At 63.4% G+C, this 26,788-nt stretch carries 22 protein-coding genes, 2 tRNA genes, 1 other RNA gene and 1 pseudogene; 13 read left to right on the forward strand and 13 right to left on the reverse strand.

The window, feature by feature from the left end:
• Window positions 1–338: 338 nt before the first annotated feature.
• The 5 genes from ACLF6L_RS06810 (at window position 339) to ACLF6L_RS06830 (ending at window position 7,297) form a co-directional block, all read left to right on the forward strand.
• Entirely contained in the window at window positions 339–5,081 is a 4,743-nt protein-coding gene (locus tag ACLF6L_RS06810) for an acyl-CoA dehydratase activase-related protein (RefSeq protein ID WP_412852633.1), read from the forward strand.
• A 95-nt stretch (window positions 5,082–5,176) separates the two neighbouring features.
• Window positions 5,177–5,590: an IS200/IS605 family transposase gene (tnpA, locus tag ACLF6L_RS06815; protein ID WP_238630331.1), complete on the forward strand. Its 414-nt coding sequence runs from the start codon at window positions 5,177–5,179 to the stop codon at window positions 5,588–5,590.
• 3 nt (window positions 5,591–5,593) lie between these two features.
• A complete protein-coding gene (locus ACLF6L_RS06820; RefSeq protein WP_412852634.1) occupies window positions 5,594–6,736 on the forward strand; it encodes an RNA-guided endonuclease InsQ/TnpB family protein in 1,143 nt (380 codons plus the stop codon).
• On the forward strand, window positions 6,717–7,106 hold the full coding sequence (locus tag ACLF6L_RS06825) for a carboxymuconolactone decarboxylase family protein (RefSeq protein ID WP_412852635.1): 390 nt from the start codon (window positions 6,717–6,719) through the stop codon (window positions 7,104–7,106). The genes ACLF6L_RS06820 and ACLF6L_RS06825 overlap by 20 nt, the downstream gene beginning before the upstream one ends.
• Window positions 7,103–7,297 (forward strand): hypothetical protein, encoded by a 195-nt coding sequence (locus tag ACLF6L_RS06830; protein ID WP_412852636.1) that lies wholly within the window; start codon window positions 7,103–7,105, stop codon window positions 7,295–7,297. Before ACLF6L_RS06825 ends, ACLF6L_RS06830 begins: the two co-directional genes overlap by 4 nt.
• Window positions 7,298–7,342: 45 nt before the next feature.
• On the opposite strand, the gene ACLF6L_RS06835 is transcribed toward ACLF6L_RS06830, so the two are convergent.
• The 4 genes and pseudogenes from ACLF6L_RS06835 to ACLF6L_RS06850 all read right to left on the reverse strand — a co-directional run bounded on the left by ACLF6L_RS06835 (window position 7,343) and on the right by ACLF6L_RS06850 (window position 9,438).
• On the reverse strand, window positions 7,343–8,572 hold the full coding sequence (locus ACLF6L_RS06835) for an NnrS family protein (protein WP_412852637.1): 1,230 nt from the start codon (window positions 8,570–8,572) through the stop codon (window positions 7,343–7,345).
• Between the two features lie 31 nt (window positions 8,573–8,603).
• Window positions 8,604–8,978 carry a SirB2 family protein gene (locus tag ACLF6L_RS06840; protein WP_238618246.1) on the reverse strand — a complete coding sequence of 125 codons (375 nt, stop codon included), beginning with the start codon at window positions 8,976–8,978 and terminating at the stop codon, window positions 8,604–8,606.
• A 166-nt stretch (window positions 8,979–9,144) separates the two neighbouring features.
• Window positions 9,145–9,240, reverse strand: a pseudogene (locus ACLF6L_RS06845) (hypothetical protein); the annotation flags it as partial.
• Between the two features lie 72 nt (window positions 9,241–9,312).
• Entirely contained in the window at window positions 9,313–9,438 is a 126-nt protein-coding gene (locus ACLF6L_RS06850; protein ID WP_276315724.1) for a hypothetical protein, read from the reverse strand.
• Between the two features lie 264 nt (window positions 9,439–9,702).
• On the opposite strand from ACLF6L_RS06850, the gene ACLF6L_RS06855 reads away from it, so the two are divergent.
• On the forward strand, window positions 9,703–10,668 hold the full coding sequence (locus ACLF6L_RS06855) for an Rpn family recombination-promoting nuclease/putative transposase (protein WP_412852638.1): 966 nt from the start codon (window positions 9,703–9,705) through the stop codon (window positions 10,666–10,668).
• 188 nt (window positions 10,669–10,856) lie between these two features.
• Here the strand turns inward: ACLF6L_RS06855 and ACLF6L_RS06860 are convergent.
• Window positions 10,857–10,931, reverse strand: a tRNA-Val gene (locus tag ACLF6L_RS06860).
• 65 nt (window positions 10,932–10,996) lie between these two features.
• Window positions 10,997–11,911: a LysR substrate-binding domain-containing protein gene (locus ACLF6L_RS06865; protein WP_412852639.1), complete on the reverse strand. Its 915-nt coding sequence runs from the start codon at window positions 11,909–11,911 to the stop codon at window positions 10,997–10,999.
• Window positions 11,912–12,080: 169 nt separating this feature from the next.
• Here ACLF6L_RS06865 and ACLF6L_RS06870 point away from each other — a divergent pair, with 169 nt between their 5' ends.
• Window positions 12,081–13,556, forward strand: a complete 1,476-nt coding sequence (locus ACLF6L_RS06870) for a carboxysome shell carbonic anhydrase (RefSeq protein WP_412852640.1) — start codon at window positions 12,081–12,083, stop codon at window positions 13,554–13,556.
• Here ACLF6L_RS06870 and motB read toward each other — a convergent pair.
• Complete coding sequence (motB, locus tag ACLF6L_RS06875) at window positions 13,546–14,406, reverse strand: flagellar motor protein MotB (protein ID WP_412852641.1); 861 nt, start codon at window positions 14,404–14,406, stop codon at window positions 13,546–13,548. The genes ACLF6L_RS06870 and motB overlap by 11 nt on opposite strands.
• A 5-nt stretch (window positions 14,407–14,411) precedes the next feature.
• Complete coding sequence (gene motA, locus ACLF6L_RS06880) at window positions 14,412–15,269, reverse strand: flagellar motor stator protein MotA (RefSeq protein ID WP_238618251.1); 858 nt, start codon at window positions 15,267–15,269, stop codon at window positions 14,412–14,414.
• Between the two features lie 115 nt (window positions 15,270–15,384).
• Between motA and ACLF6L_RS06885 the strand changes: the two genes are divergently transcribed.
• Complete coding sequence (locus tag ACLF6L_RS06885) at window positions 15,385–16,863, forward strand: HDOD domain-containing protein (protein ID WP_238618252.1); 1,479 nt, start codon at window positions 15,385–15,387, stop codon at window positions 16,861–16,863.
• On the opposite strand, the gene ispG is transcribed toward ACLF6L_RS06885, so the two are convergent.
• On the reverse strand, window positions 16,864–18,096 hold the full coding sequence (ispG, locus tag ACLF6L_RS06890; protein WP_238618253.1) for a flavodoxin-dependent (E)-4-hydroxy-3-methylbut-2-enyl-diphosphate synthase: 1,233 nt from the start codon (window positions 18,094–18,096) through the stop codon (window positions 16,864–16,866).
• A 143-nt stretch (window positions 18,097–18,239) separates the two neighbouring features.
• On the opposite strand from ispG, the gene ffs reads away from it, so the two are divergent.
• The 3 genes from ffs (at window position 18,240) to purU (ending at window position 20,106) form a co-directional block, all read left to right on the forward strand.
• An RNA gene (ffs, locus tag ACLF6L_RS06895) (signal recognition particle sRNA small type) lies at window positions 18,240–18,336 on the forward strand.
• A 114-nt stretch (window positions 18,337–18,450) separates the two neighbouring features.
• Window positions 18,451–19,227, forward strand: coding sequence for an FKBP-type peptidyl-prolyl cis-trans isomerase (locus ACLF6L_RS06900; RefSeq protein ID WP_412852642.1), 777 nt, complete (start codon window positions 18,451–18,453; stop codon window positions 19,225–19,227).
• Window positions 19,228–19,248: 21 nt separating this feature from the next.
• Window positions 19,249–20,106, forward strand: coding sequence for a formyltetrahydrofolate deformylase (gene purU, locus ACLF6L_RS06905; RefSeq protein WP_238618255.1), 858 nt, complete (start codon window positions 19,249–19,251; stop codon window positions 20,104–20,106).
• Window positions 20,107–20,163: 57 nt separating this feature from the next.
• Here the strand turns inward: purU and ACLF6L_RS06910 are convergent.
• The 4 genes from ACLF6L_RS06910 to ACLF6L_RS06925 form a co-directional block, all read right to left on the reverse strand.
• Window positions 20,164–20,254: transfer RNA gene (locus ACLF6L_RS06910), tRNA-Ser, on the reverse strand.
• A gap of 118 nt (window positions 20,255–20,372) precedes the next feature.
• Window positions 20,373–20,717, reverse strand: coding sequence for a DUF1820 family protein (locus ACLF6L_RS06915; RefSeq protein ID WP_008932988.1), 345 nt, complete (start codon window positions 20,715–20,717; stop codon window positions 20,373–20,375).
• Between the two features lie 225 nt (window positions 20,718–20,942).
• Window positions 20,943–22,379, reverse strand: a complete 1,437-nt coding sequence (locus ACLF6L_RS06920) for a sodium:solute symporter family protein (RefSeq protein ID WP_238618256.1) — start codon at window positions 22,377–22,379, stop codon at window positions 20,943–20,945.
• A complete protein-coding gene (locus ACLF6L_RS06925; protein ID WP_412852643.1) occupies window positions 22,376–22,828 on the reverse strand; it encodes a hypothetical protein in 453 nt (150 codons plus the stop codon). Before ACLF6L_RS06925 ends, ACLF6L_RS06920 begins: the two co-directional genes overlap by 4 nt.
• Before the next feature lie 163 nt (window positions 22,829–22,991).
• Here ACLF6L_RS06925 and ACLF6L_RS06930 point away from each other — a divergent pair, with 163 nt between their 5' ends.
• Window positions 22,992–24,443 (forward strand): TrkH family potassium uptake protein, encoded by a 1,452-nt coding sequence (locus ACLF6L_RS06930; protein WP_238618258.1) that lies wholly within the window; start codon window positions 22,992–22,994, stop codon window positions 24,441–24,443.
• Between the two features lie 18 nt (window positions 24,444–24,461).
• A complete protein-coding gene (hypF, locus tag ACLF6L_RS06935; RefSeq protein WP_412852644.1) occupies window positions 24,462–26,777 on the forward strand; it encodes a carbamoyltransferase HypF in 2,316 nt (771 codons plus the stop codon).
• Window positions 26,778–26,788 lie beyond the last annotated feature (11 nt).

Here is a 26,788-nt window from a genome sequence, read left to right on the forward strand (position 1 = left end):
GGCTCGCTCCTCCAAGTGATGACTCGCCAGGTGATCGAGAAAATGTACTGCCTGAAGTCTCCGCCGCCGATGGAGTTCATGACCCAGTCGTCGCGGTGAGGTATTTCCTCGGCCATGGCGGGAGAGATCAGTGCGATGCACGCGGCCGAAGCCGCCAGAGTTGCAGTGAACGAGCGCATAGAATCTCAATTTTTGGCAGAGTAAACAATGGGTTGCTTGCACCCTCCAGTATGATCTTTACACTCCCGAAGCTAGTAGACATGGATGTTCTGGTCAAGTCGTAGCAGATACGGATGTGTGTTGAAGACTTCCCTTTCAAGATGAACCACAATTGGAGTATGTCGCGAAAAGATTCGACCAAGCTCTACATCGACGCCGGCGTCAGCCAGGTCAGGGCGGTGTTGTACGTCCAGGGGTCACCAGCGCGTGAATGGCAGCTGGAGACCGGTAGCCATCTGCCCAGACAGTTACGCGAGAGTGGACTGCAGGAAGCGAGTCAACGAGCTGCGGTGCGCCTCACGGGAAAACTCGCCGAGCCGGTGCGCCAATTGCTGGGATGCGGCTCCGCCGTCCTGCCCGCCGCCGCCTTGTGGGCAGCCCTGCGAGCGCGCCAGCAGCGTGACCACGCCGGGCAGCGGATGGGGCTTCTGGAGATCTCCGCTTCCGGCTACCTGGCTCTCAGTTTGGACCTTGATGGTGGCGCCGGGGACGCCGGGCTGGTGACGCACCCACGCTGTGGTGCCGGCTCGGGCACCAACCTCAGCCGTGTTCTGCAAAAACTGGATGTCCCCGCACAAGACGTGGATACGGTGCTTGCCGAGTATCTGGGCGAGACGGGCCGGGAGCGGCGCATGGCCCTGCCGGTGCGAGCCGACCGTTGTGGTGTGTTCGGGGCGTCGGCCACCATCTCCGACAAGAACCAGGGTATCCCGGTGGCCCATGCCCTGGCGGTCACACTGAAATCCGAGGTCAACAAGGCCTGTCGACGCCTGCCCCTGCCCGTGGACCGGGTGCTGCTGAGTGGCGGTCTGTTCCGATGGGCCTTTGCCCGGGATTGCGCCCGGGATGCCCTCGGCGACGCCGGTGTGCGCCATATCACCCACCTCCCTGACGCCAACCTGGCCCTGGAAGGTCTGCGGGCCCTGGATGAATCGGAACCGGACCCGATGATCCCGTCAGCACCGCCCGATCCCGTGAGGCTGGCCTTCGACTACCCGGCCTTTCACACCCTGGAAGCGCAACTCCAGGAACGACAACAGTTGCATCGCCAGCCGGTACCGGCCCTGGATCCACAAGGCTGGCCCCCGGGTCATCCGGTGAACATCGGCCTGGACGTGGGCTCCACCATGGCCAAGATGGTGGTCAGGGCCGCCGACGATGGCCGCCTGCTGCACGCCGCGTCGCAGAGCAATGCTGGCGAGACCATCGCCACATTGAAGGCCCTGTTCACCGCCCTGTGCGACGCCGGTCACCGTGAACTCAACGTGGGGCGCATCGGCATCACCGGCAGTGCCCGCTACCAGGTACGCGAAGCCCTCACCCGGCTCTACCCGACGCTGGATGGACGGGTCACGGTGATGGTGGAAAATTATGCCCACGCACGGGGCTCCCTGGAGGCCGCTCGCGAGCACGTGCGCCATCTGGCCGAGGCCGGGCATGACGTGGACACCCGTTGGTGCATTCTGGTGGACATCGGCGGGGAGGACACGAAGATCTCCACCCTGCTGCTGGAAGGCGGTGACCTGTTCGACAACGCCATGAACATCAAGTGCTCCGCCGGCACCGGTAGCCTGATGGACACGCTGGCCAGCCTGTTTGGTCTGTCTTCCGCCTCCGAGGCCTATGCACAGGCCCTATCGGCCCCGGGCGCCCACCACCTGGATGCCACCTGTTCGGTGTTCCTCCTGGAGCACGCCCGTACCCTGCAGGCGCGTGGCGTGGGTAATGACGTGATCCTGGCCTCCGCCTGCTGGGCGGTGGTGGAGAACATGGCCCGCACGCTATGGAACCAGATCCACCTGCCGCCGCGTTCCGTGGTGCTGCTGCACGGCCAGCCGATGCTGGGCCACCCCCTGCCCACGGCGGTGATCAGTCGCCTGCAGCGTCTGACCGGGGAGAAGGTTTACGGCCTGATCCCGCCCTTGCCTGGCCACCGGGCCTGTCTGGGCTTGTTGCCGGCAGCGGATGAGACCGCTGATGCCGTCACCCTAGACCTGGACACCTTCATCCAGCGTCAGTACGACAAGCACATCATCACCTGCAAGGGGGCCGTGTGCGGGGATCCCGATGCCCGCTGCCATCGCACCCTTCTCAAGACCCTGGATCCGCAACAGGGCACACTGCGCCTCACCCTCGGCGGCTGCAGTGCCATCAACGAGGCCACGGGACGCAAGAAGGTCCGGGACGCACCCCGGGTGGCCGACCCCTACCAGACGCTCTGGCGGCACAGCCATGAGCGGTTGCCGCAAAGCCAGGCGCCGGATCGCCTGATCATTCCCCGCGCGTTCGCCGTGTCCGAATGGGCGGGGTTTTTCGCCGAACTGTTCACTCAACTGGGCGTGCCGGTACACGTGGACACGCCGCGGACCGAGGATGTGCTGGCCGGGCAGTCGCGATTCCGCGTCGATACCTGCGCCCCGCATCTGGGGGTGGTGGGCCAGCTGATCCGGCTGGCCGCCGAGCCCCACGGATACATCCTGGCGCCGCAGATCGAGTTCCTGCCCCTCAATGGGGCCGGCCTCGGACGCAGTTGCACCATCAACCAGGGGGGACTGGCCACTGCACGGGCCATGGCTCAGGAGGCGCAGCCCGGGGCACGGATCCAGCTGTTCCACCTGAACCTGCGCCATCCCGATCCTGCCGCGCTGGCGGCGCAGTTGCTGCCGCAGCTGCGAACCGTTTTCGCGCACTATCACCTCAAGATGGATCTGGCGCGTCTGGAAACGGCCATCGGGCAGGCGCTGGCCGGTCAGCGGGCCTGGCGCCAGACGCTTCAGGATACCCTGGCCGACCAGCTGGAAGAGGCCCTCCTGGGGCACGGGCAGGAGGTTGCGCTGGTCCTGGGCCGGGAATACATCCTCACCCCGGGGCTTTACGACAGTCATGCCGGCCGCCTGCTGCGTGACCGCGGACTGGTCCCCGTGCCCGCGCATGCCCTGGATGTGACGGTGGATGACGATCTGACCCACCTCTACTGGCGCAATCCCCAGGTCATGGCCACCCTGGTGAGGGCGGTCAGTCGGGGGCAGCTGCATGCCCGGCTGCGACATCGGCGATTGCAGCGCGTGTTCCGGCAACTGGAGGCCCCGGACCGCCAGCCGCTGGCCCTGGTCTTCGTCTCCACCTTCCTCTGCGGGCCCGATAGCGTCAGCCTGCCGCTGATGTCGGAATTTGCACGGCAAAGGCCCTTTCTGCTGATTCAGTCGGATGCGGCCATCCAGGAACTCGCCCACCTGGAAAACCGGGTCAACACCCATGCCCAGCAGGTGCGGCAGTACCTGTCCCAGGGGGTATGGCAGGCTCCGGAAGAAGGCTTCGAGGTGCGTACCCTGCAACGGCTCACGGACCTGTCCGACGGTATCGATCCGACCCGCGACGTGCTGGCACTGCCGACCCTGGCCGACAATCGTTTCGTGACTTCAGTGCTGCAGAGCACCCCGCTGACCTGCCTGGACAACTACGACGACACCTACGACCTGGAGGCCACCATCCGCCATGGCCGCGCCGCGGCGGGCGAGTCGGTTTGTGCCCCGCTGGCCGCCGTCTATGGAGACACACTCGCCCTGGTGGAACGGTTCCGCCGTTTGCGCCGGGATCCAGAATCCCCGCTTTACGGTAAACGCCGCCTGCTGGTGTTCAACAACAAGGGGATGGGGCCCTGTCGCCAGGGGCAGTATGTGGAAACCCACAAGCTCCTGTTCCATCGGGATACGGGTCCGCTACGCGACCAGGCCGGCGAGGACGAGGTGGAAGATCTGCTGAGGTTTCTGGTGGGGCTGGAAGATCAGGGGTTTGACGTGGGCCTGGGCAGGACGGTGTTGCTGCGTTGCATGCAGGGCGCGGTACTGCAGGGGGTCTGTCACCAGCTGCTCTTCGAGGCGGCGGCCCGCTGCCCCGACACCGACGCTCTGGCGCGTTTGCGAGGGGAATACCGGGCCTTGACGGCGACCCTCTTCCAGATCCAGCGTGAGTGCAAGATGCCGGAGGGGGCGTTGACCTGGTGGCCGGCATGGCACCGTCACCGCCGTTCGCTGCAGCGGCCACTGCGGGATTTTGCCCGGCGCTGGGTGACGCATACACCGCCTGCGGCATCACTGTTGAAGATCCACGTGGAAGGCGAGACGTACATGCGGGTGGCCCAGGTGGAGGCCCTGTTCGACTGTCTGCTCAGGCTGCTTGGGCCAGGCCGTTTCCACCTGACCTACACGCCCGTGTGGTCCTACCTGGACTACAAGAATGCGAGTCGGCGTTGGCGCAGTCTGGAGACGGTCCGCGAGAGCCATGTACGCTTGTCCCGCGCCACTGATCCGGGCACCCGGTCATCGCTGCGGCGCCTGCGCAACGCCCGCGCTGGCCGTTTCCTCGGGGCCCTGGGGGTGGAATGGGGGTTCCGCCACTGGCTGGCCCGCCCCCTGTACCGGGCGGCAGGATTACCGCTGCCGGAGAGCATGGCGCAGGCACTGGCCCGGTCACGGCGACTGATTCCAACCGGCCGGCCCGGCGGGGAGTTATCCCCCTATGTGGGTGAGACTCTGGGCAAGCTGGAGGCCGGTTACGACATTGTCTTCAATGTGGCCCCGGAGGGCTGCATGGTGTCCAGCATGGGCGATGCCATGAGCGGTCGTCTCATGGAGGAGGCCGGCGGTCAGGGCCGCATCCAGCCCCTGTTTTCCGCCCAGGGCAACCTGGATGATGACCAGGTCTCACGGATCCTGCTCCAGAAACTGGGCCCGGAACGGTTCTATCGCGGGGCCTCTCCCCCAGGGCAGCGAGAACATCTCCCCAAGCCGGGCCAGTTGCCCTGCCACGCTGGCAATGACGAGCCAGCCAACCCCGCCGCCGATGATGATCAGATCGTGTGAATGTTTCATAGAATCTCCGCAAGGAAACCCGCGATTTCAATCGCGGGAGGAATTGCGGGTGCGCAAAGCGCACCATGTGGCGTAAACTTTGACCCATGGTCGATGTTGTCACGAAACGTAATTGTGTCTATCAAACGGCGTACCATGTGATCTGGTGCCCGAAGTATCGGCGCGACGTACTGATTGGAGCGGTGGCGGAGGAAACAGGGGCGATGCTGGATGCGATTTGCGCGGAACGGAGTTGGCCGGTGATTTCCAAGGAGATTCAGCCGGATCACATCCACCTGTTCGTCAGCATCCCGCCTGCCATTGCCGTGGCCGATGCCGTCAAGGTACTCAAGGGCGTCACGGCTCGCCGTCTGTTCCAGCAGTTCCCGGCGCTGAAGAAACGGCTGTGGGGCGGACACCTGTGGTCGCCGTCGTACTACGTCGGCACGGCGGGAAACGTCAGTGCCGAAACCATCCGTCGCTACATCGAGCGTTCCGAGCATGTCACCAAGAGGCGATAAGCGATGATGCGCACGGCGTCGATCCGGCTGGAGGTGAGCGCGGAGCAGGCCAGAGCGCTTGCTGCGTTGCGAACAGCCTACGCGGATGCGTGCAACCGTCTGGTTCCCATCGTGCGTGAGTATCGTCTGTGGAACCGGGTTGGGCTGCACCAGCGAACGTACAGCAACCTGCGGGAGGCCACGCTGCTGGGCAGCCAGATGTGCTGCAACGTCATCTTCTCGGTGTGCAAGGCCTACAAGGCGCAAAAGGAACTCGGGCGCATCAGGAAAGATGAGCCGATCCCGGAAATCCGCTTCGACCGCCCCAGCGTGCACTTCGACAAACGCACCTACACCCTCAAGAACGATGCTGTCACGCTCTACACGCTTGATGGCCGTATCAAGGTCGCAATGCGTCCCGGCGAACATCAGCGCCGCATCCTTAAATCCGGCCAGCCGAAGGAGGCGGAGCTGGTATTGCGCAAAGGGCAGTGGTTTTTCAACCTTGTCGTCGAGTCCTGCGACGCGGAACCTGTGGCATCCGGCCCTGTGATGGGTGTGGATGTCGGAGAAAACAACCTCGCCGCCCATAGCTTGGGCAAGGTCTTCGGCGGCGAGCCACTGCGCGATAAGCGCGACCGTTACCTTGCCCTGCGCCGTCGCCTCCAGTCCAACGGCAGTCAGAGCGCCAAACAAAAGCTCCGGCAGGTCTCCGGCAAGGAGGCGCGGCGTGTGAAGCACATCAATCACGAAACGAGCAAGGCCATCGTCCAGACAGCCATCCAGGCTGGTGTCGCCAAGATCACGATGGAAGACCTGACGCACATTCGCTCCCGCATCAAGGCGGGCAAGCGCATGCGTGGCCGCCTGCACCGCTGGGCATGGCGGCAGCTTCAGAGCTTCGTCGAATACAAGGCGAAAGCGGCGGGTATTGCGGTCGAATACGTGAACCCGGCCTATACCAGCCAGACCTGCTCCGACTGCGGAAGCATCGGCAAGCGCAGCAAACATCGTTTCGTGTGCGAACACTGTGGTCTCCGGGCGCACAGCGACTTGAATGCGAGTCGAAATCTTGCCCGGATCGGCAGCGGTGCCCCGCTGTCGAGGGCGGCTGTAAATACGCCTGATGTTGGAAATGGGATCAACCATGCTCTCGTTTCACAATAAAGCCTTCGACTTCAGTCGAGGGTTATTTACTCGCTGGTTTCTGGGCCGTCAGCGGCGGGTGCACGGCGCTGTGCTGGCCCCATCCTGGCTATGGGGCCGTCTGCCCGGCGCCTTTATCGGCATGCTGGTGTTGCTGGCGGCGTTTCAGCGCCGGTCCTATCCGATAGACACCGCGTTGCGTTCCCTGGTCTCGATTCGCATTGCCCAGCTCAACGGCTGTCGGTTCTGCGTGGATCTCAACGCGCACAACTTCCTGAAGGCGCGCGGGGAGGAATCGAAGGCAAACGCAGTGGCGCAGTGGCGCAGTGGCGCGACAGCGAATTGTTTTCCGCTCGCGAACGGGCCGCGCTTGGCTGGGCAGAAGCGGTGACCCTGACCTGCGCCGACATCGAAAGCGACGCGGTTGACCGGCTCCGCGACGAATTCAGCGAGAACGAGATCACGGCGCTGACCGCCTGGATCGGTTTTCAGAACATGAGCGCGAAGTTCAATGCTGCGCTGGGCGCCGAGGAGCACGGCTTCTGCGCGCTACCTGGGAAGGACGATCAGCAGGGCGCGTGACACGCACCCGACTTGCGGTCATGTGTCCCACCCGTCCGACACCGCTCAAGGCCCTGTCCTGCCATCAACGCGGGGGCGCCAGAGCATGGGGCCGTAGTAGAGCACCCAGGGGGTGATGAAGGCCAGCCAGATCAGTGCGGTGGTCAGGTTCAATGGTCCCGTGTATCCCCCCGGCAGCCAGGGCACATCGGCCGCCACACGGGTGAGGGTGGCTCCCGAGAGGGACAGGAAGCAGGCCCAGGTGAATCCGTTGACCTGAAGGGCACGTCCCGAGTGCCCCAGCGTGACCCGGGTGGCCATGCCCAGGGTCATGGTGGTGATGAAGCCCAGGGCAAGGACGTGCTGAGGTGCGTGTGCGAACCACCAGTGTCCGGTCGTCATCAGGATCAGGCTCTGCACCCCGTGCAGGAGCATGCCTGCGGCAAACCAGGCCCAGGCGATGTGCAGCACGGCCAGCAGACGGTGGGCGAGGGCGCGGCGAAAACCCCAGTGCCAGGCGTGATGCAGCGCCAGGAAAGCGAGGGCAAAGTCGGCGATGAATAGCCATTGCCAATGCCCCGTCAAGGACAGCACCACATGACCGGTCACGGCGACCGCCATCAGTGGTATCGACCAGCGTGGTTGCACCAGGGTGTAGGGGCGAAGCACGCAACTGGAGAAGAACGGGATCATCCGGTGAGCGACGATCACCAGCACCGGGATCAGGAACAACCAGAATCCGGCCTTCAGGGAGAAGGCATACCAGAAGGTGGGGGCGCCCAGGCGCCACCCCAGCCAGGCAGCCGCCCCCAGCCATCCCATCACCAGGACTGTGTTGAGCCAGGTTTCGTAGTAACGGTCGGCGGCGGGGGCGCCACGATACACCGCCCACAGCGCCGCCAGCGCCCAGGCCCAGCCGGCCAGAAACAGCACAAGCCCCAGGATGACCCAGATGGGCTGACTGAACAGGCCTATGTAGAACAGCCCCATGCCGACGGTGAGGCCGACCCAGGCCGGCACATAGCGGGACCGGGGGATCTCGGTCGTGTTCATCCAGCGGGGATAGGTGGTCATGAGAAATCCGAACATGAAGAACGGAAAGACCCCATAGAGCATCAGGAATGGATGAAGGGCAAAGCCCGGTACGTTCAGCGAGAGAGGAGACCATAGGGTGGTGTACCGCCCCGTCAGTTCGATGCCCCAGTAGATCACGACCAGCAGCAGCTGGATCATGCCGGGAAGGAACATGAGTCGATGGGGCGCGGCGCTGTACTGATTCCAGGTCTTTGTTGCCAAGTTGAGCATAGGGGCACCGTGGGCGGGGAAATCAGAAGGGGACGGCCTGTTTGGTATGAGCCACCAGTAGCATGTAGCCGAACGCGAGGATGGCCAGCAACCAGGCGGCGGCCCGGCCGGCATCATGTCGGGCGAAGCGGAAGGCGATCATTCCCAGCACGATATATGCCAGCAGGGCGGTGAGCTTGGCCACCAGCCAGGGCTGAAGCACCACGTGCATCTGCCACACCCAGGCCAGCCACAGCCCGGTGAGCAGAAGACAGGTGTCCACCACATGAGGGGCAACGCGCACGAAACGGTGCCTGACCCTGGGTGAGTGGCACAGGTGCAGCAGGCCGCGGACGATGAACCCGGAGATGGAGATCAGTGCCAGCGTAACGTGAAGGTGTTTGATGGTCAGGTACATGGGGGGATTGTCGCGAGTGTGCGACCAGTGGCCCCTTGATCTTGATCAAGCGGTACCGGGTGTGGAATTTCGGAGCGTAGCAGCCGCGGAAACAACGGTAAGGATGCTGCACCCGTTCCAGATCCTGGCGCAGCCAGTCGTACTGGAAGCGGATGCGGGCATCGGGGTTGGCGTGGCGCTCGGCCGCATCAATCAGGGGCGCCAGGGCCGCCAATTCCGCGGCCAGTCGGGCCAGATGCGCCCGATACCCTATCCCCTGCACCTGATGGGCTTCGTCACCTTGTGCTGACTTGCCCGGGGACTGCGCCTTCTATGCGATTTACTCCCCCCATCCCTAGGGCTCGCCCCGGGCGATCAACAGCCAGAACAGCACCGAGGCCACCGCCGCGATCAGACGGCTGATCAGGCCCTGCTGGGCCGGATGCCGGGGCGGGGTGGTCTGCTGCCGGGCGGTGCTCACGGCTCGCCGACTTCAGCCGGGATCGCGCCCTCTAGCGATGACGGCCGTGGGGACAGCGCGGGCCCGGAAGGTTGGGGTGGCGACAATGGAAAACGGTTTTTTGGGCGGGGGGTGGTTTTTCAGAGCCCTCTGTCCACGGGAGCGTGTCGTGGTCCCCCAGCGCATCCCGGCCAGGTCAGTCGGTGGTTTACCCCAGGGTGGAGGACCGGCCAAGCCAGGGGCGGGTATGGCACACTACGGACGGATCTTCACCCAGGACAGCGCATGGTCAACCACCACGACACGGGCTACAAGGAACTGTTCAGCTATCCGGAACTGGTCCGACAGCTGATGGAGGGATTTGCCCCGCCGGAGGTGTCGGCGATGATGGATTTCTCCACCCTGACGGACCACAGCGGGAACTACATCACGCCCCTGTTCAATGAAAAGTTTGAAGACAAGGTCTGGTCGGTGGAGGTGGACTGGGAGGGTGTCAGGCAGCGGGTATTTGTCTACCTGCTGCTGGAATTCCAGTCCACGGTGGATCATCGCCTGCCGATCCGGATGTTGCATTACGTGGCCTGCTTCTACGACCACTTGATCAAGACGAAGGTCACGACGGCCCGCAAGGGGATGCCGCCGATCTTTCCGGTGGTACTGTACAACGGCTCGAAGCGCTGGACGGCGCGGGAGGACATCTACCGAATGGTCCGGCCGGAACCGCCGATGTTCCTGCGGGTCTATCAGCCTCACCTGCGCTACTATCTGGTGAACGAATCGGCCTTCACCGAGGACGAACTGGCGAAGCGGGATACGCCGCTGAGCGGGATTTTTGAGGTGGAGAAGGCATCGAAGGACGTGGAGGCCCTGCAGGGCGCGGTGAAACGGCTGGCGGCGCGCATCCGGGCACACCCGGAAAAAGCCCGGCTGGACGAGGTGATCACCCGTTGGCTCAAGCGTCACCTCAGGCGGCTGGGTACCGAGGCGGAGCAGGCGCTGGAACAGATCAACAGTTTGGTGGAGGACCATGCGATGCTGGCGGAAAATCTTCAGACGTGGGCGGAAAAGGAGCGGCAGAAGGGACGACAGGAAGGACGACAGGAAGGGCGGCTGGAAGGGCGGCTGGAAGGTCAGCGCTTGGCAGCCATGAACCTGCTCAAGCTGGGTTTGCTGACCGACGAGCAGATTGCCCAGACCACGGGTCTGTCCCTGACCGAGGTGATTGCCCTGCGCTCGGGTCAGGCTCACTGAAACGGCGCGAGACTTTTTTCGGGATTCGTCACGGCGTTTCCGGGCTTCCTTCAGGGAAGTCTCGGGGTAAGCCCCAAGGGATACAGGCTGTCAAAGGATCTCATGGGTTTTCACGGGACGAGCGGAAACAAAAAAGCCCCCGTTTCCGGGGGCTTAGAGATCTTCTTGGTACTGCTTGTACTTCAATTTGGTGGGCGGTAGTGGGATCGAACCACTGACCCCTGCCGTGTGAAGGCAGTGCTCTACCGCTGAGCTAACCGCCCAAGTGCGAAGAAGGCGTGATTATAGGGAGGCACCCCGGGGCTGTCAACACGCCTGCCGGGGTTTTTTAATTCCGCCATTCGGGTGTTTTGAGCAGGTGTCCGGCTCCCTCCAGGGTGAACTTCATGAAGGCCTGGGCCACGCCGGAAAAACGCTTGCCCCGGGGGTGGACCACATACCATTGGCGCTGGATGGGGAAACCTTCCACGTCCAGCACCACCAAGCGTTTCAGAATCAGTTCCATCTCCAGGGTGTGCAGGGACAGCAGGCCCAGGCCCAGCCCGGCTTCCACCGCCTGCTTGATGGCCTCGCTGCTGTGCATCTGCTGGGTGGCTTGCAGGGTGATGCCGTGGGTCTCGAAAAAACGTTCCGCGGCGCCCCGGGTGCCGGAGCCTTCTTCGCGCACCACGAAATGTTCCGTGGCCAGACGGGAGACCGGGATGTTGCTTTCCCGCGCCAGCGGGTGATCCGGCGGAGCGATGATCACCAGAGGATTCTCCAGGAAGGGGTGGGCGGCCGGCTCGCCCGAGGGGGGTTGGCCCATGATGGCCAGATCCATTGCATTCATGTCCAGCAGCTTGAGCAGGGATTCCCGGTTGGTGACCTCCAGGGTCACGGAGATATCCTGATGACGTCGATGGAACGCCGCAATCAGCCGGGGGACAAAGTAGTTGGCCGTACTGGCAACGGCGATGTTCAGGTGCCCGCGCCGCAGGCCCTTCATCTCGTTGAGCACCATTTCCACTTCCGCCAGCTGATTGGCAATCGCGCAGCTGTAGTGATAAAGCTCCTTGCCCGCATCGGTAAGATAGATCCGTTTGCCGATCTGCTCGAACAGGGGCAGGCCCACATGTTCTTCCAGCTGCTTGATCTGCATGGAAACGGCCGGTTGCGTAAGATGCAGTTCTTCCGAGGCTCTGGTATAGCTCAGATTTCGGGCGACCGCCTCGAAGGCCTTGAGTTGTCGGAAGGTGAAGTTCATGTGCCTTGCCTCCATGGGGCAGGATTATCCTCGGCCAGACGGAGGCGCTGGCTCCGTGTCTGGTCACAGCCACATCATATGAGTATTGCCTAATGGGAACAGGAATAAAAATCGAGTATTCCAGTCGAATTTTCACGGGCCTGACCGTACAACGAGAGGTTGATCAGGCGTGAGCGAGCAGGACATGACCATGGCCCCGGATCCGAAGACCCGGATTTCATCCGACAGGATGCATCATCCCCTGGCCGCGTCGGCCAACCACGGCAGACTGCATGCCTTCGAGAAGGTGTTCGAAGCCAAGCTGGAAGCCCTGATCCCAGCGCTTCGGGAGATGCAGTACCAGGCCATGGGCCCCGACCACGCTCGTAGGATCCAGGCCATGGCCCAGGATCGGTTGGGTTTTTCATGGCCGGATGAAGTGGTCGAGCGCTCCTGGGTCGGTGGACTGGATGTGCGCCGGCTGTATGCCCACGGCATCTTTCGCATCCTGTCGCAGATGGTGGAAGGGGCCTGGAGCGACTGCCCCGCCCCGATGATGGATGTGGAAACGGTGCTTGGGGAGCTGCTGGACTGTGATGTCCACGCCATGGTGGCGAGTGCCTGTCCGGATGGTCGTCTGATGGGGCTCAAGCGCTTGATCCTGCGCCTGCCGGGCCTGCAGGTTCGGCCCTGTGCCCGCGTGGGTGGGTTCTTCGACGTGGACAGCCAGGTGGAGCACTGGCGTTACTGTGAACTGCTGCGGCATCTGGAAGGGGTGCCCGTTCCGGCCAACGTCCCGTCCCGCTACCTGAAGGTTTGCGTCTATCACTTCCGGTCCACCCAGGCTGCGCAGCCTTGCTGTGAGGCCGAGGGCAATGTCGAAACCCTTGCGGCTTCGTTACTGGAGCGCCTCCACTGTTTCAGGGAGTCCCTGGGCAACGGCCTGTCCCGCCCCCCGCCGGTGGATACCCTGTTGATCGGCGTGGACACGGACACCGACGGGATCCGGATCCATGTGCCCGACGCCCATGGCCGGATGCGCACGGATGTCTTCGTCGACAGTGCCGTTTTATATCGTCAGACCCTGTCCCTGGAGCCTCGCGTGGCTTCCCTGCGGCTGTATCAGAGCATTCATCAGGCGGTGCGTGATCTGGGAGGCGAGGGCGGGGGAGGGGAGCCGCCCCGGGAGGGGCTGGTGCGCCTGATCGCCCGTTTGTTGCAGGGTAATCTGTCCCAGCTGGACTACCTGCGTCTGTATCGTGATGGCCGGCATGCCCAGGGGGAGCGGACGGAACGACTGATCATCGTCGGCGACGCCCTGGATGAGGTGCAGTGGCGCAATCTGGCCTGGTGCGTGGGGGCCGCGCCCATGGAGGTGATGGGGGAGGCCCTGGACATCGGCGTGCAGGGCGTGCTCAAGGGGGAGGCCGCACGACTTGGCTTGCCGGTGCCGGTGCTGGTCCACCGACTCTACGATGCCCATGTGCCGGGAAGCAGGGAGCGTGAAGCCGAGCGCTGTCTTGCCCTGTGTCAGGCCATCGAGGATCGCCATGCCGCCCTGGTACTCAAGGGCGGCATGGTCTGCCAGGGGGTATTGCGGGCCCGTGACGCCGGTGGGGCGTTGGAGTTTTTGGGCCCGCGGAGCCTGGAACCACTCAGGGCGTGAATGGCAGGGGCTGATCGCCCTGGTATTCCACCGAGGCCTCCTTGAGGATGGAGGCTTCCGTCGCCTGGTTCATCACGATGATGCTGATGCGCCGGTTGATGGGGTTTTCCGGGTTCTCTTTGTCAAACAGCACCGTGGAACCCAGCCCGATCACCCGGCCCACCTTACCTTCCTCCATGCCTCCCGCCAGCATGGCGCGTCGAGCCGCGTTGGCCCGGTCGGCGGACAGTTCCCAGTTGCTGTAATTGGCCCGGATGAAGGGGCGAGCATCGGTGTGTCCGGTAATGCTGATCTTGTTGGGAACCTGATTGATGATGGCACCCAGTTCACGCAGGATGGCCGTGGAATAGTTCATGAGCTGGGAACTGCCCAGGTCGAACATGGGGCGATTTTCCCTGTCGACGATCTGGATACGCAAACCCTCCGGTGTGATGTCCAGCAGTAACTGATCCTTGAAGGGCTCCAGTGCCTGGCTCTGCTCCATGGCTTCTTCCAGCACTTCCTTGAGGTTTTCCAGTCGCTGGCGATCCAGTTCCTGGGCCATTTCTTCGGCCCGTTCCATGTCGATGGCGCCCTCGAAATCGATGATGGAGGGGGAGGCACCATCACCTTCGGTCGGATGGGGCGGGGTGGGACTGATCCCCATGGCGGCGGAGGGATCCTGAAAATATTGGGAGATCGCTGCCTTCTGCACATCATCCGTGACCGATAGAATCCACAAAAGCAGAAAGAAGGCCATCATGGCGATGGCGAAATCCGCGAATGCAATCTTCCAGGCACCACCATGGTGGCCGCCTTTCTTGATGATCCGCTTGATGACGATCGGCTGTTTTTTCTCCTCCATCGCCAAGGCTGCTACTCCTTGTTGCCGCGCAGATGCTGTTCCAGCTCAATGAAGCTGGGGCGCATGTTGGAAGTCATCGCTTTGCGCCCGAACTCAACAGCCACCTGTGGACTGTAACCCTGGACATTGGCGAGGATGCAGGCCTTGAGGACCGCCAGATACTTGCTTTCTTCGTCGGCACGGCGTTCAAGGGCATTGCTCAATGGACCCACGAAACCGTAGGCCAGGAGGATACCGGTAAAAGTACCCACCAGCGCCGCGGCCACCAGGCCGCCGATCTTATCGATGGGACCATCCAGGGCACTCATGGTATTTACGATGCCCAGCACCGCCGCGACGATACCGAAGGCGGGCAGGCCATCGGCCACCCGGCTCACTGCATGGGCGGGTTCTGCCGCCTCGTGGTGGTGGGTTTCGATATCGATGTCCATGAGGTTGTCCAGCTCGAAGGAGTTCATGCTGCCGCTGACCACCAGGCGCATGTAATCCGAGATGAATTCCACAGCGTGGTGATTTTTCAGTACCCGCGGATATTTTTCGAACAGTGGGCTGTTTTCAGGTTCTTCAATATCTCCCTCGATACCCATCAGCCCTTCCTTGCGCGCCTTGGTGAAGAGGTCATACATCAGGCCCAGCAGTTCCATGTAATCGTCTTTTTTGTAGACTGGGCCGGCCATCATCTTGGGAATGAGGGTGATGACCTTGAGGATGGTCTTCATCGGGTTGGCGATCACGAAAGCTCCCAGCGCCGCCCCGAGGATGATGATGAACTCATAGGGCTGCCAGATCAGGATGAGCTGTCCGCCATGGAGGGCCCATCCGCCCAATACGGCCACGGTAACGATGATTGAGCCTAAGATCAGATTCACGGGCCGTATTCCTCCGGGTGCCTGGCTGGGGCATTGGGCTGGCTAGGATGTGAGAATGCGAGCCATAATAACCGAATCTATCCGTGTGAAGCACTGCTCAATCTGAAGAGGCGAAATGATGGGCAAGAACGTACTGGATGAGTGGGTCAGTGCTTTCGGCGCACGGGGCCTGCCACTGTTGCCGGGAACTCGTGAGTTGCTGGCGAATCTGGACTCGGATGAGTGTTCCAGCATGCGTCTGGTGGCCCGTCTGATCCAACGGGATCCTGGATTGGCGCTCAATGTCGTTCGCATGGCCAATGCGGTGCCCCATCGGCATTTCCGTACCGAAGTGGTGTCCCTGGACGAAGCCGTCATGATGATCGGCATTCAGGGCATTTTGCGCTGCCTGGAGCAGGTCGTGCCCCTGGATCAGCTGCTGGAAGATCCCGAGGCACGGACCCGCTATGCCCAGGTGGCCGCGCGTTCCGCCTATTCCGCCTTGTTGACGGAGGTCTGGGGTGACATCCGTCACGACATGGTTCCCGGCGAGGTTTCCCTGGCCGGCCTGTTTTACAACCTGGGCGAGCTGCTTCTGGCCGCCCATGAGGAACGCCGGATCCATCGCTACCTCACCCTGATGAGCGATGGTTCCGTCCTTCCCCATGAGGCCGAATATGTGGCACTGGATCTGAACCTGCGTGCCGTCGGCCACCGACTGGCCGAGCACTGGCAGCTACCGGACATGGTGCGACATTGCATGTGCCCTTCCAATGCCCGCCATCTTCGCACTCTGGGCGTCATGCTTGCGGCCAAGTTGACCCGCGAGGCCATGCGGGGTTGGTGCACGGCGGGTCTGGCCAGGGATCTGCGGCTGGCAGCGGATTATCTGGAACTGGAGCCGGCGGCAGTGGTGGCCCAGCTGAATCGCGTGTCCGAAGAATTCAATCTGCAGGTGGATCTTTACGGCGTGGCGCCCGTTGCGGAACTGAAGATCGAGGATATCGACGCACGGGTTCAGGAAGGCGGGATATCACCCGCGCCGGCCTTCTGCCTGGCGCCTCGTTTCAATCAGCTTGTCCAGGCGGAAGCGCGCCTGCAAGCTGCCGATCTTATTGATGAGAATGAGGTGCTCTCGGTGTTGCTGACCGGGTTGCACCATGGTCTTGGACTGAACAGAGTGCTCTTCGCGCGTCTGGATGAGGAGAGTGGGCGGCTGGTGCCGGTCTGTATGGAGGGCACCGACTATGAACCCGACTTCAACCGCATGACCATTGACGTCGGTGGACGGCATCTACTGGCGGTGCTGATGAAACGGCCCACCTCGTTCTGGCTCAACCCGGGCAACGTGGACGGGATGTGGTCGCAGGTGCCGGAGCCGCTCAGGGAAGCCATTGGTGTCAGGGAATTTTTCGTGCATTCCCTGTTTGTCGGGGAACGTCCGATGGGGATGGTTTATGCCGACCGACGTTCCCAGGCCTGTGCCCTGGACAAGCAGGCACAGACCGGATTCAATCGCCTGGTGGGGCTGGCGCAGGCCGAGTTGCTGCGGCTGGAACAGGCAGCCGGCGCCAGGCCACGTCCCCGGATCGAGCCGATCAGGACACTGCGTTGATCAGCCCTTGCCGTAGCGGCGTTCGATGTACTGTTCCACCAGTTGCTGGAATTCCTCGGCGATGTGGTCGCCCTTGAGTGTGACGGTCTTTTCCCCATCCTCGTAGACCGGGGCCACCGGCATCTCGCCGGTGCCCGGCAGGCTGATGCCGATGTTGGCATGCTTGCTTTCGCCGGGGCCGTTGACCACACAACCCATCACCGCCACGGTCATCTCCTCGACACCCGGATAGCGTTTGCGCCACTCGGGCATGTTGTGGCGGATGTGGTTCTGGATATCCTGGGCCAGATGCTGGAAATAATCGCTGGAGGTGCGACCGCAGCCAGGGCAGGCCACCACCGCCGGACTGAACCGGCGTAGTTCCAGACTCTGCAGGATCTCCTGGGCCACAATCACTTCCTTGACCCGGTCTGCACCCGGCTCCGGCGTGAGGGAGACGCGGATGGTATCCCCGATGCCCTGCTGCAGCAGCACCGCCAGGGCGGCGGTGGAGGCCACGATGCCCTTCACGCCCATGCCCGCCTCGGTCAGCCCCAGGTGCAGGGGGTAGTCGCAGCGGGCGGCCAGTTCCGTGTAGACGCGGATCAGCGGCTGCACCCCGCTGACCTTGCAGGACAGCAGGATGCGGTCGTGGGGCAGGCCGATCTCCTCGGCGCGCCGGGCGCTACTCAGGGCGGATTCGATCAGCGCCTCGCGGTTGATGTCCTGGATGTCCAGGGGCTGATCCCGGCGGGCGTTCTCGTCCATCATGCGGGCCAGCAGTTCCTGATCCAGGCTGCCCCAGTTGACGCCGATGCGCACTGGCTTGTCGTAGCGGCAGGCCATCTCGATCATCTGGGCGAACTGAGTGTCGCGCCGGGCGCCCCGGCCCACATTGCCCGGGTTGATGCGCAGCTTGGCCAGGGCTTCGGCGCAGGCCGGATACTTGCTGAGCAGGCGATGCCCGTTGAAATGAAAATCCCCCACCAGAGGTACATTCAGGCCCATGGCATCGAGGCCTTCGCGGATGCGGGGGACGGCAGCGGCGGCTTCTTCGGTATTGACCGTGATGCGCACCACTTCCGACCCGCCCCGGGCCAGGTCGGCCACCTGGCGTGTGGTGCTTTCCACGTCGGCGGTATCGGTGTTGGTCATGGACTGCACCACCACCGGGGCATCACCGCCGACCACCACATGGCCGACGCGGACGGGGACGGTGACATGGCGACGATAACCTGGGATATTGGAAGTCATCAGTTTGCGCCTTCAAGCGTCTGGATCGTGAGAGTGCGCCATCTTATCAGGATTTGGGTGGAGGGTGGTCCCGCGCCCGCCAGGTTGACGGTTCTTGCCGCTCACCCCATAATCCCCAGCCTTATCCGAGCAATGGTGACCTGCACCGGTCCCCTCGCGACAATAAGCTGTGAACCCCGCCAGGCCCGGAAGGGAGCAACGGTAACAGTGGACTTGGGCGCCGGGGTGTGGCTGGTGTGGGTTGCCACCCCCCTTCAAGTAACGTATGCGTGCAGGTTTTCCGGCAGGGCTGGTCTTGTCGCCCCCGGGGCCGCTACCATGGCGCGATTCGAAGTGTCGTCCACGGAGTGCGCCATGACTCAGCCACGTTTCATTCTTCTTGCCGCCCTTGCCTTGATCTGCCTGGGGTGGTTTGCCCAGGCGGGTGCCGCCGAACTCCAGATCCGCGATCTTGAAGTCGGCGACGGTCCACGGGCCGATCGTCACCATGCCTTGCAGGTGCATTACACCGGCTGGCTGGAAGACGGTACCCGCTTTGATTCCAGCCATGAACGGGGCGAGCCTCTGAGCCTGATCCTGGGGCAGGGGCAGGTCATCCCCGGCTGGGAGATGGGGCTTGTGGGCATGCAGGCCGGCGGCAAGCGGGAACTGATCATCCCGCCTCAACTGGCCTACGGTGAGCGCGGCGCCGGTCGGGTGATCCCACCCAATGCCACCCTGCGTTTCGAACTGGAACTGGTGGCGGTGGAGCCGCCGCCCTTCACCAACGTGAGCAATGACGAACTGGCCGAACTGATTGCCGCCGGGGTCAAGGTCATCGACATCCGGCGTCCGGAGGAATGGCGCGAAACCGGGGTGGTGGAAGGCAGCTACCTGATCACCGCCTTTGACGCCAATGGCCGCTTCGTGCGCAGTTTCCCCCGACATCTGACCCGGGTGGTGGAGCGGGATGAGCCCTTCGTGCTCATCTGCCGGGTGGGTAACCGCACCGGGGTGTTGGCCCGGTTCATGGTGGAAGAGGCGGCTTACACCCGGGTGATGAATGTGACCGACGGCATCCTGGGCTGGTTGGGGGAGGGGCGCACTGTCAGCAGCGACTGCCCCAGCCTGCAGTCCGGTCAGCGTTGCTGAGCGCGGAAGGGATCCCGGTTCATGTCACCGCATCGTTATCGTTTGATCATTTCCTGTCCTGACCGGGTGGGCATCGTTGCCGCCGTGAGCGGCTTTCTGGCCAGTCACGGCGGTTCCATCACCGAGGCCAGCCAGCACTCGGATGCCTCCACCGGCTGGTTCTTCATGCGTTACGAGATCGATGCCGGCACGTTGCCCTTCGACCTCGACGGTTTCTGTCGGGCCTTCGAACCCATCGCCGGGGAGTTCGCCATGCAGTGGCACGTCACCGACGCCCGTCTGCCCCGGCGCGTGGTGCCCCTGGTGAGCAAACTGGATCACTGTCTGACGGATCTGCTCTATCGCTGGCGCTCAGGGGATCTGCCCATGGACATCCCCTGCGTGATTTCCAACCACGAGGACATGCGGGACTATGTGGAGTGGCACGGGATTCCTTATCACCATGTCCCGGTGGACCGGCAGGACAAGGCATCGGCCTTTGGCCGGGTTTCTCAACTGGTGGACGAGGCCCGCGCGGACGTGGTGGTGCTGGCCCGCTACATGCAGATCCTGCCCCCGGACATGTGTGCCCGTTATGCCGGGCGCGTGATCAATATCCACCACAGCTTCCTGCCGTCCTTTGTCGGCGCCAGGCCCTATCATCGGGCTTTCGACCGGGGCGTGAAGCTCATCGGTGCCACCTGTCATTATGTGACCGATCAACTGGACGAGGGGCCGATCATCGAACAGGATGTGATCCGGGTCCGTCACGACGACACGGTGGACGATCTGGTGCGACTGGGGCGCGACGTGGAGCGGGCCGTGCTGGCCCGGGGGCTGCGTTACCATCTGGAAGACCGGGTGCTGGTGCACGGCAACAAGACGGTGGTGTTTGATTAAACACCGGGCCGATAGCAAAAAAGCCACCGTTTCCGGTGGCTTTTTTGTACTTTTGTATGGCGGAGAGGGAGGGATTCGAACCCTCGATACGGGGTTACCGTATACACACTTTCCAGGCGTGCGCCTTCGACCGCTCGGCCACCTCTCCGCTGATTGTTTCGCCGCGCAGTGGCAGCGATTGATCCGGTGGGCCTGGCCCGTCCCGATCAAGGTGCCGAAAGATACCTGAATCTTTCTGGTTTGGCAAATCCCTTTGCCGATTTTTTCTAGCCATCCTTGCGCGGAGGGGTCCCACCCTGGGGCAGGTAGCTGGCGGGGAAGGCGGTGACGTTGGCGCCCAGCTCGCTGATCTTGGCCACACCTTCCTTTTCCACCTCATCGATGCGGATGATGGCATGCATCGGGATCAGGCTGCGGGTGACGGATGCAAACTCGGTCTTGAGCTTCTCCTCGCCCGGGTCCACCACGATGGCGCTGCGCTCGCCGAAGATCAACTCTTCCACCACCACGAAACCATACATCTCACTCTGGTACACCTGGCGGGCGAAGACCTCGTACACCTTGCCCTGATTGATGAAACAGACTCGATAGATATGCTTGGAACTGGCCATGTCGCCTCTGCAAAGGGGATGACGGAATACCGCCGCCCCCGGATGGGGGCGGGCAGGGCATTCTATCAGAGCGGACCGATGCGCCCGCGTCTACCACAGGGTCCCGTTGCGCCAGTCCCGGATCACCAACCCCAGCAGTACCAGGATGCACAGGGTCGTGATGACGGTGGAGGTGACGATCAGCACGGTCAGGAATTCAACGGATGCCATGGCATGCTCCCGGGTTCAATGTCTGGGCGGCGGTTCCTTGAGGGTTTCCCAGTCAAAGGACTGGGGCCACAGCCAGGTGGTCAGCAGCACGATCACCATGGACACGGCCGCACCCACCAGGGCACCCACGTAGAAACCGATCAGGAAATAGGCGCTGATCCCCGCCAGGCTACCCAGTACCATGGCCAGGGAAGCACCGATGCGGTTGGTCCGACGCCAGTACAGCCCGGCGGCGATGGGCCAGATTGTGCTGGCCACGAAGGCCCCGGTGAAATGCAGCAGTTCCGCCAGGGTGGTGATGCGCGGCAGGCAGAGCAGCCAGGCAATGACCCCCAGCAGCAGAATGGTGACCTTGGTGGCGGTACGCAGATGGGCCGCCGTGGCCTGGGGGCGCAGGTGCCGGTAGTAGATGTCCCGCACCACCAGCATGGCCGTGGCCGCCAGCAGGGAGTCCAGGCTGGAGGCCAGGGCGGCGAACACCATCACCAGCACGATGATGGCCCCCGCCAGCCCCAGCAGTTCCGAGGCGACGATGGGACCCACCATGTCGGCGGCGGGAATGTTCACCCCCAGTGCCGGTGCGGCCAGGGCGATGAAACCGGCGACGATGGGGATTGGCGCCCAGAAGATGCCTGCCAGCAGGTAGGCCCACATGCCCACCCCCTCGCGGAAGGAATAGGCCCGGGTCCACCACACGTTGGAATGGAAGATCTCCCCCATGCCGAACAGCAGGTTGTTGAACAGGAACATGATCGCCGCCGGCATCAGCAGGGTGAGCAGTTCCGGTCGTTCCAGCCGCAGACTGAGGTGAATCTCGTCAAAGCCGATGCGACCGATCACCAGCCAGGCGATGGCCACCAGGCCGACCAGGATCAGGATCGACTGGATGAAGTCGGTGCCGATGACGGCGCGAAAGCCGCCGATCAGGGTGTAGGCCACGCAGGCCGCCAGGATCACCGTCATGCCCTGCCAGTAGGGGATGCCGGAGAGGGCATGGGTGAGCACGCCGCCGGCCATGCCCAGGCTCACCAGCCAGCCGAAGCTGTAGAAGATGGAAATGGCCAGGAAGATCCGCCAAGCGAGATGGCCGTAGCGCAGACGGACGAAGTCGCCGCTGGTATAGCCGTGGGGCATGAGCAGCCGAATGCGCTTGGCCAGCGGGGCGAACAGCAGCAGACCCACGGAACCCAGGGCATAGCCGATCATGCCCCATAGACCGATCTGATAGGCCAGCTGCGGGGCCATCATGGTGGTGTTGCTGGTGACCCACGTGGCCATGGCGGTAGCGGTCCCCACCGCCAGTCCCACCTTGCGTCCGGCCAACACGAACTGATCCAGTTCCTTGTCCCGGCGACCGAAGTACCAGCCAAGACCCACGTACAGGGCGGTGAACAGGGCGATCAGCAGCCAGGCCAGCCCCGGTTCCAGAATGGCGGTTTCCTGAATGCTCATCGGATTCTCCTGCCGGTGACGATCAGGGCGATGGTGGCCAGGAAGACAACGGCGCCCACGCCAAAGAGGGTCAGGGCCTGATGGAGTGCGTGATGCCTGACCTCGATGGTCAGGGGCGGACTCCAGTCGGAACGGGAATCGTCGGCCAGGGTGGCCTGGACCCGATAGTGAAAGGTGCCGTCACCGCGGCCGCTGATCACGGTGGCCCGGTCGGCGCCTTCGTAGAGAACCCGTGCCTCCCGGAAGTCGGTGGCGCGGGATTCTTCCAGGCGGTAAATGGCGCCGTCGGCCCCTTCCAGGCCCCAGCGGAGCTGGTAATAACCGGCACGGGCGGTCTGGGTGGTGGCATCCAGCGTGGGCACGCCCTGGGCGAGGACGGACGTCGGCATCAGCAGGATGATGCTCAGTGCGAATGCCCACAGGGCATGGGGTGCATGACGATGTGGCATGGCGGTCTCCGCTCGCAACGGGCTTTCTTCCTCGTTTTTTTACCCTAGACCCCCGGGAAACCCGGGTCAAGGCCGCTTCTGTGCCTTAAAACCCCCAAATTGTTTGCACCATCCACCTCCTGTGGCCTAATTTATGCGCCCCTGGACTCCCCTGGAATCACTCATGTACTGGTCTTCGGTGCTCCGTGTCGTCGGGCTGCTGCTGATGCTGTTCAGCGTCACCATGCTGCCGCCGGCACTGGTGGCGATCATTTACGACGACGAGGGGTTGGTGCCGTTTCTGGTGTCCTTCGGGGTGATCCTGATCGTCGGTACCCTGATCTGGTTACCGGTGTGCCGTCACCGTCAGGAACTGCGCACCCGTGACGGCTTCCTGGTGGTGGTGCTGTTCTGGACCGTGCTGGGCCTGTCCGGCGCCCTGCCGTTGACCCTCTCTCATGCCCCCAGCATCTCCATCACCGATGCCGCCTTTGAAAGCATGTCCGGGCTCACCACCACCGGGGCCACGGTGCTTACCGGGATCGACGATCTGCCGGAGTCCATCCGCTTCTATCGCCAGCAGCTGCAGTGGCTGGGCGGCATGGGCATCATCGTGCTGGCGGTGGCCATCCTGCCCATGCTGGGGGTCGGGGGCATGCAGCTTTATCGGGCCGAGACTCCGGGGCCGGTGAAGGACTCCAAGCTTACCCCCCGCATTGCCGAAACCGCCAAGGCCCTGTGGTACATCTATCTCACCCTGACCATCGCCTGTGCCACCGCCTACTGGGCGGCGGGGATGAGCTGGTTCGATGCCATCGGCCACAGTTTCTCCACCGTGGCCATCGGCGGTTTCTCCACCTACGACGCCAGCATCGGTCATTTCGACAGTCCACTGATTTCCATGATCTGTGTGGTCTTCATGCTCATCGCCGGCATCAATTTCGCCATGCATTTTCTGGCCTGGCGAACCCGTTCCTTCCGGCACTATCTGCGAGAACCGGAGGTGCGCTGGTTCATCGGCATCATGGTGACCACGGGGATCGTGGTCACGACCACCCTGATGCTGACCCGGCACTACGGCGGTTGGGGCGACACCCTGCACCAGGCCATCTTTCATACCGTCTCCATCGGCGTCACGGCGGGTTTCGTCACCGACAGCGTTGACCAGTGGCCCCTGTTCCTGCCGGTTCTGCTGGTGCTGGTGGCCTTCATCGGCGGCTGTGCCATGTCCACCGGCGGGGGGATCAAGGTGATCCGGTTCATGCTGCTGATCAAGCAGGGGTATCGGGAGGTGATCCGACTGGTGCACCCCCAGGCCCAAGTGATCATCAAGGTCGGCGGCAAGCCGGTGCCCGACCGGGTGGTGGATGCGGTGTGGGGGTTTTTTGCCACTTATGTGGCGTTGTTCGGTCTGATGATGATGATCCTGATGGCCACGGGGCTGGATCAGGTGACGGCATTTTCCGCGGTGGCGGCCAATATCACCAATCTGGGGCCGGGCCTGGGTAGCGTGGCTGAAAATTACAGCAGCATCAGTGATCTGGCCAAGTGGGTGCTGATGTTTGCCATGCTGTTGGGGCGATTGGAGGTCTTCACCCTGCTGGTGCTGTTCACCCCGGCTTTCTGGCGCCACTGATCCGATAAGATTTTCCTTATGTCAAAGAAACATCCCATCATCATTTGTCTGCGTGTCTGGGTTCGCGGCCAGGTTCAGGGGGTCGGGTTCCGGCCCTTCATTCATGGGCTTGCCACGGAGCTGGGGCTGTCCGGCTGGGTGCGCAATGATCCCGCCGGCGTCGAGCTCATGATTCAGGGACCACGGCCGGCGGTGGACCAGTTCCTGCATCGGCTGGCTCATCATCCGCCGCCCCTGGCCCGCGTGGATGTGGTCGAAACCAATCCGCTCGAACCCATTCCGCAAATGTGCGGCTTTGCCATCGTGCCCAGCGTGGGCGGCGCCATTGCCACCGGCATGACTCCTGATGCCGCCGTCTGTCCTCAGTGCCTTGAAGAGCTTTTCGACCCGGGCAATCGCCGCTACCGCGATGCCTTCATCGGGTGTGCCCATTGCGGTCCTCGCTACACGGCCATGACGGCCATCCCCTATGACCGCGCCCATACCAGCATGGCCTCCTTTACCATGTGCGCCGCCTGTCACCGGGAATACCAGGACCCTGGTCAGCGCCGTTTTCACTCCCAGCTCAATGCCTGTCCCGAGTGCGGTCCCCGGCTGAGCCTGCTGGACCCCGGCGGCATGCCGTTGCCGGTGGATGACGTCATCCGGGCGGCACTGCAACAGATCCGGGAAGGCAAGATTCTGGCGGTCAAGGGCCTGGGGGGCTTTCACCTCATGTGCGATGCCCGCAACGAGGACACCGTCGCCCGGCTGCGGGCGCGCAAGCAGCGGGAGGAAAAGCCCTTTGCCATCATGGCCGCCAACCTGGCCTCGATCCGGGATCTGGTGCACTTGTTGCCGGAAGAGACACACCTGCTCAAGGGCTATGCGCGGCCCATTGTCCTGCTGCGCCGAAGGCCCGACAGCCGTCCCACCCTGGAAGGGGTGGCCCCGGGGATGCAGCGCCTGGGCGTGATGCTTCCCTATACCCCCCTGCAGTATCTGCTGTTCCACGAGGCCGCCGGACGGCCCGACGGCACTCGCTGGGTGCAGGAAGAACCCCAGTCCCTGCTGCTGGTCTGCACCTCGGCCAATCCCTTCGGCGAGCCGGTCATCATCACCAACCAGGGCGCGGTGGACCGGCTGGGGCATATCGCCGATGCTCTGCTGGTACATAACCGGGACATCCGGGTGCGCTGTGACGACAGCGTGGTCCGCATGACGGCGACCGGTCCGGGCTTTCTGCGGCGGGGGAGGGGCTTCACGCCGGAGCCGGTGCGCATGCCTCGGACCGGCCCCTGTGTTCTGGGCACCGGGGCCTGGTATAACAACACCGCCTGCATCACCCGCGGGCAGCAGGCCTTTTTGTCCCAGCATGTGGGGGATCTGGACAGTCCCGCCAGTTGCCGAGCCCTGGACGAGACCGTGGAGCACTTGATGCTGCTGCTGCGCATTCGCCCCGAGCGCATCGCCTGTGACCTGCATCCGGATTACTACAGCACCCGCCTTGCCATGCGTCTGGCCAAGGTGCTGGATGTGCCATTGCTGCGGATCCAGCATCATCATGCCCATCTGGCGGCGGTCCAGGCGGAGCACCAGCTGGACCGTCCCGTGCTGGGGCTGGCCCTGGACGGTTACGGCCTGGGGGATGACGGTACCGCCTGGGGTGGGGAGCTGCTGCGAATCGACGGCGCCCGTTACCAGCGTCTGGGGCATTTGCGTCCCTTGTTGTTGCCCGGTGGCGACCAGGCCACCCGTGAACCCTGGCGCATGGCTGCCGCGGTCCTGCATGCCCTCGGACGGGCAGACGAGATCCCTGATCGGTATCAGGTCTTTGCCGCCGCCCAGGGCTTGCCCAAGCAGATGGACACCGAACGCAATCCCCACCTCACCACCAGTCTGGGGCGCCTGTTCGATGCGGCGTCCGCCTTGCTGCGGGTGAAATGGGTGGCCCGTTTCGAGGGGCAGGCCCCCATGCTGCTGGAAGGGCTGGCCGCCCGCCACGGCCCGGAAGTTCCCCTGTCCGGGGGGTGGGTGATGGAGCAGGGGGTGCTGGATTTCATGCCCTTGCTGGCCCGACTTGCCGACGGCATGGATCCGGGGGCGGGCGCCGGCGTCTTTCATGCCACCGTGGCCCAGGGCCTGGCTTGCTGGCTGATCGAGGCGGCCAAGGCTCAAGGCATTCGTGACCTGGTGCTGGGTGGCGGCTGCTGTCTCAACCAGGTGTTGATGCAGGATCTGGTGGAGCGGCTGACCGGTGCCGGTTTCCGGGTCTATAAGCCGCAATGGTCGCCGCCCAACGACGGCGGTCTGAGTCTGGGGCAGGCCTGGATCGCCATGCAGGCCCCGATCTGATCACCACCCGA

This window comes from Ectothiorhodospira shaposhnikovii (assembly GCF_047222355.1).
GTDB lineage: Bacteria > Pseudomonadota > Gammaproteobacteria > Ectothiorhodospirales > Ectothiorhodospiraceae > Ectothiorhodospira.

Coding starts and splice junctions, on each gene's coding strand:
- ACLF6L_RS06865 (WP_412852639.1), bottom strand. CDS start 11,911: ATGAACTTCACCTTCCGACAACTCAAGGCCTTCGAGGCGGTCGCCCGA.
- ACLF6L_RS06840 (WP_238618246.1), bottom strand. CDS start 8,978: ATGTACCTGACCATCAAACACCTTCACGTTACGCTGGCACTGATCTCC.
- ACLF6L_RS06900 (WP_412852642.1), top strand. CDS start 18,451: ATGACTCAGCCACGTTTCATTCTTCTTGCCGCCCTTGCCTTGATCTGC.
- ACLF6L_RS06855 (WP_412852638.1), top strand. CDS start 9,703: ATGGTCAACCACCACGACACGGGCTACAAGGAACTGTTCAGCTATCCG.
- ACLF6L_RS06885 (WP_238618252.1), top strand. CDS start 15,385: ATGATGGGCAAGAACGTACTGGATGAGTGGGTCAGTGCTTTCGGCGCA.
- ACLF6L_RS06930 (WP_238618258.1), top strand. CDS start 22,992: ATGTACTGGTCTTCGGTGCTCCGTGTCGTCGGGCTGCTGCTGATGCTG.
- ACLF6L_RS06820 (WP_412852634.1), top strand. CDS start 5,594: ATGATGCGCACGGCGTCGATCCGGCTGGAGGTGAGCGCGGAGCAGGCC.
- ACLF6L_RS06915 (WP_008932988.1), bottom strand. CDS start 20,717: ATGGCCAGTTCCAAGCATATCTATCGAGTCTGTTTCATCAATCAGGGC.
- hypF (WP_412852644.1), top strand. CDS start 24,462: ATGTCAAAGAAACATCCCATCATCATTTGTCTGCGTGTCTGGGTTCGC.
- ACLF6L_RS06825 (WP_412852635.1), top strand. CDS start 6,717: ATGCTCTCGTTTCACAATAAAGCCTTCGACTTCAGTCGAGGGTTATTT.
- tnpA (WP_238630331.1), top strand. CDS start 5,177: ATGGTCGATGTTGTCACGAAACGTAATTGTGTCTATCAAACGGCGTAC.
- ispG (WP_238618253.1), bottom strand. CDS start 18,096: ATGACTTCCAATATCCCAGGTTATCGTCGCCATGTCACCGTCCCCGTC.
- purU (WP_238618255.1), top strand. CDS start 19,249: ATGTCACCGCATCGTTATCGTTTGATCATTTCCTGTCCTGACCGGGTG.
- ACLF6L_RS06810 (WP_412852633.1), top strand. CDS start 339: ATGTCGCGAAAAGATTCGACCAAGCTCTACATCGACGCCGGCGTCAGC.
- ACLF6L_RS06925 (WP_412852643.1), bottom strand. CDS start 22,828: ATGCCACATCGTCATGCACCCCATGCCCTGTGGGCATTCGCACTGAGC.
- ACLF6L_RS06920 (WP_238618256.1), bottom strand. CDS start 22,379: ATGAGCATTCAGGAAACCGCCATTCTGGAACCGGGGCTGGCCTGGCTG.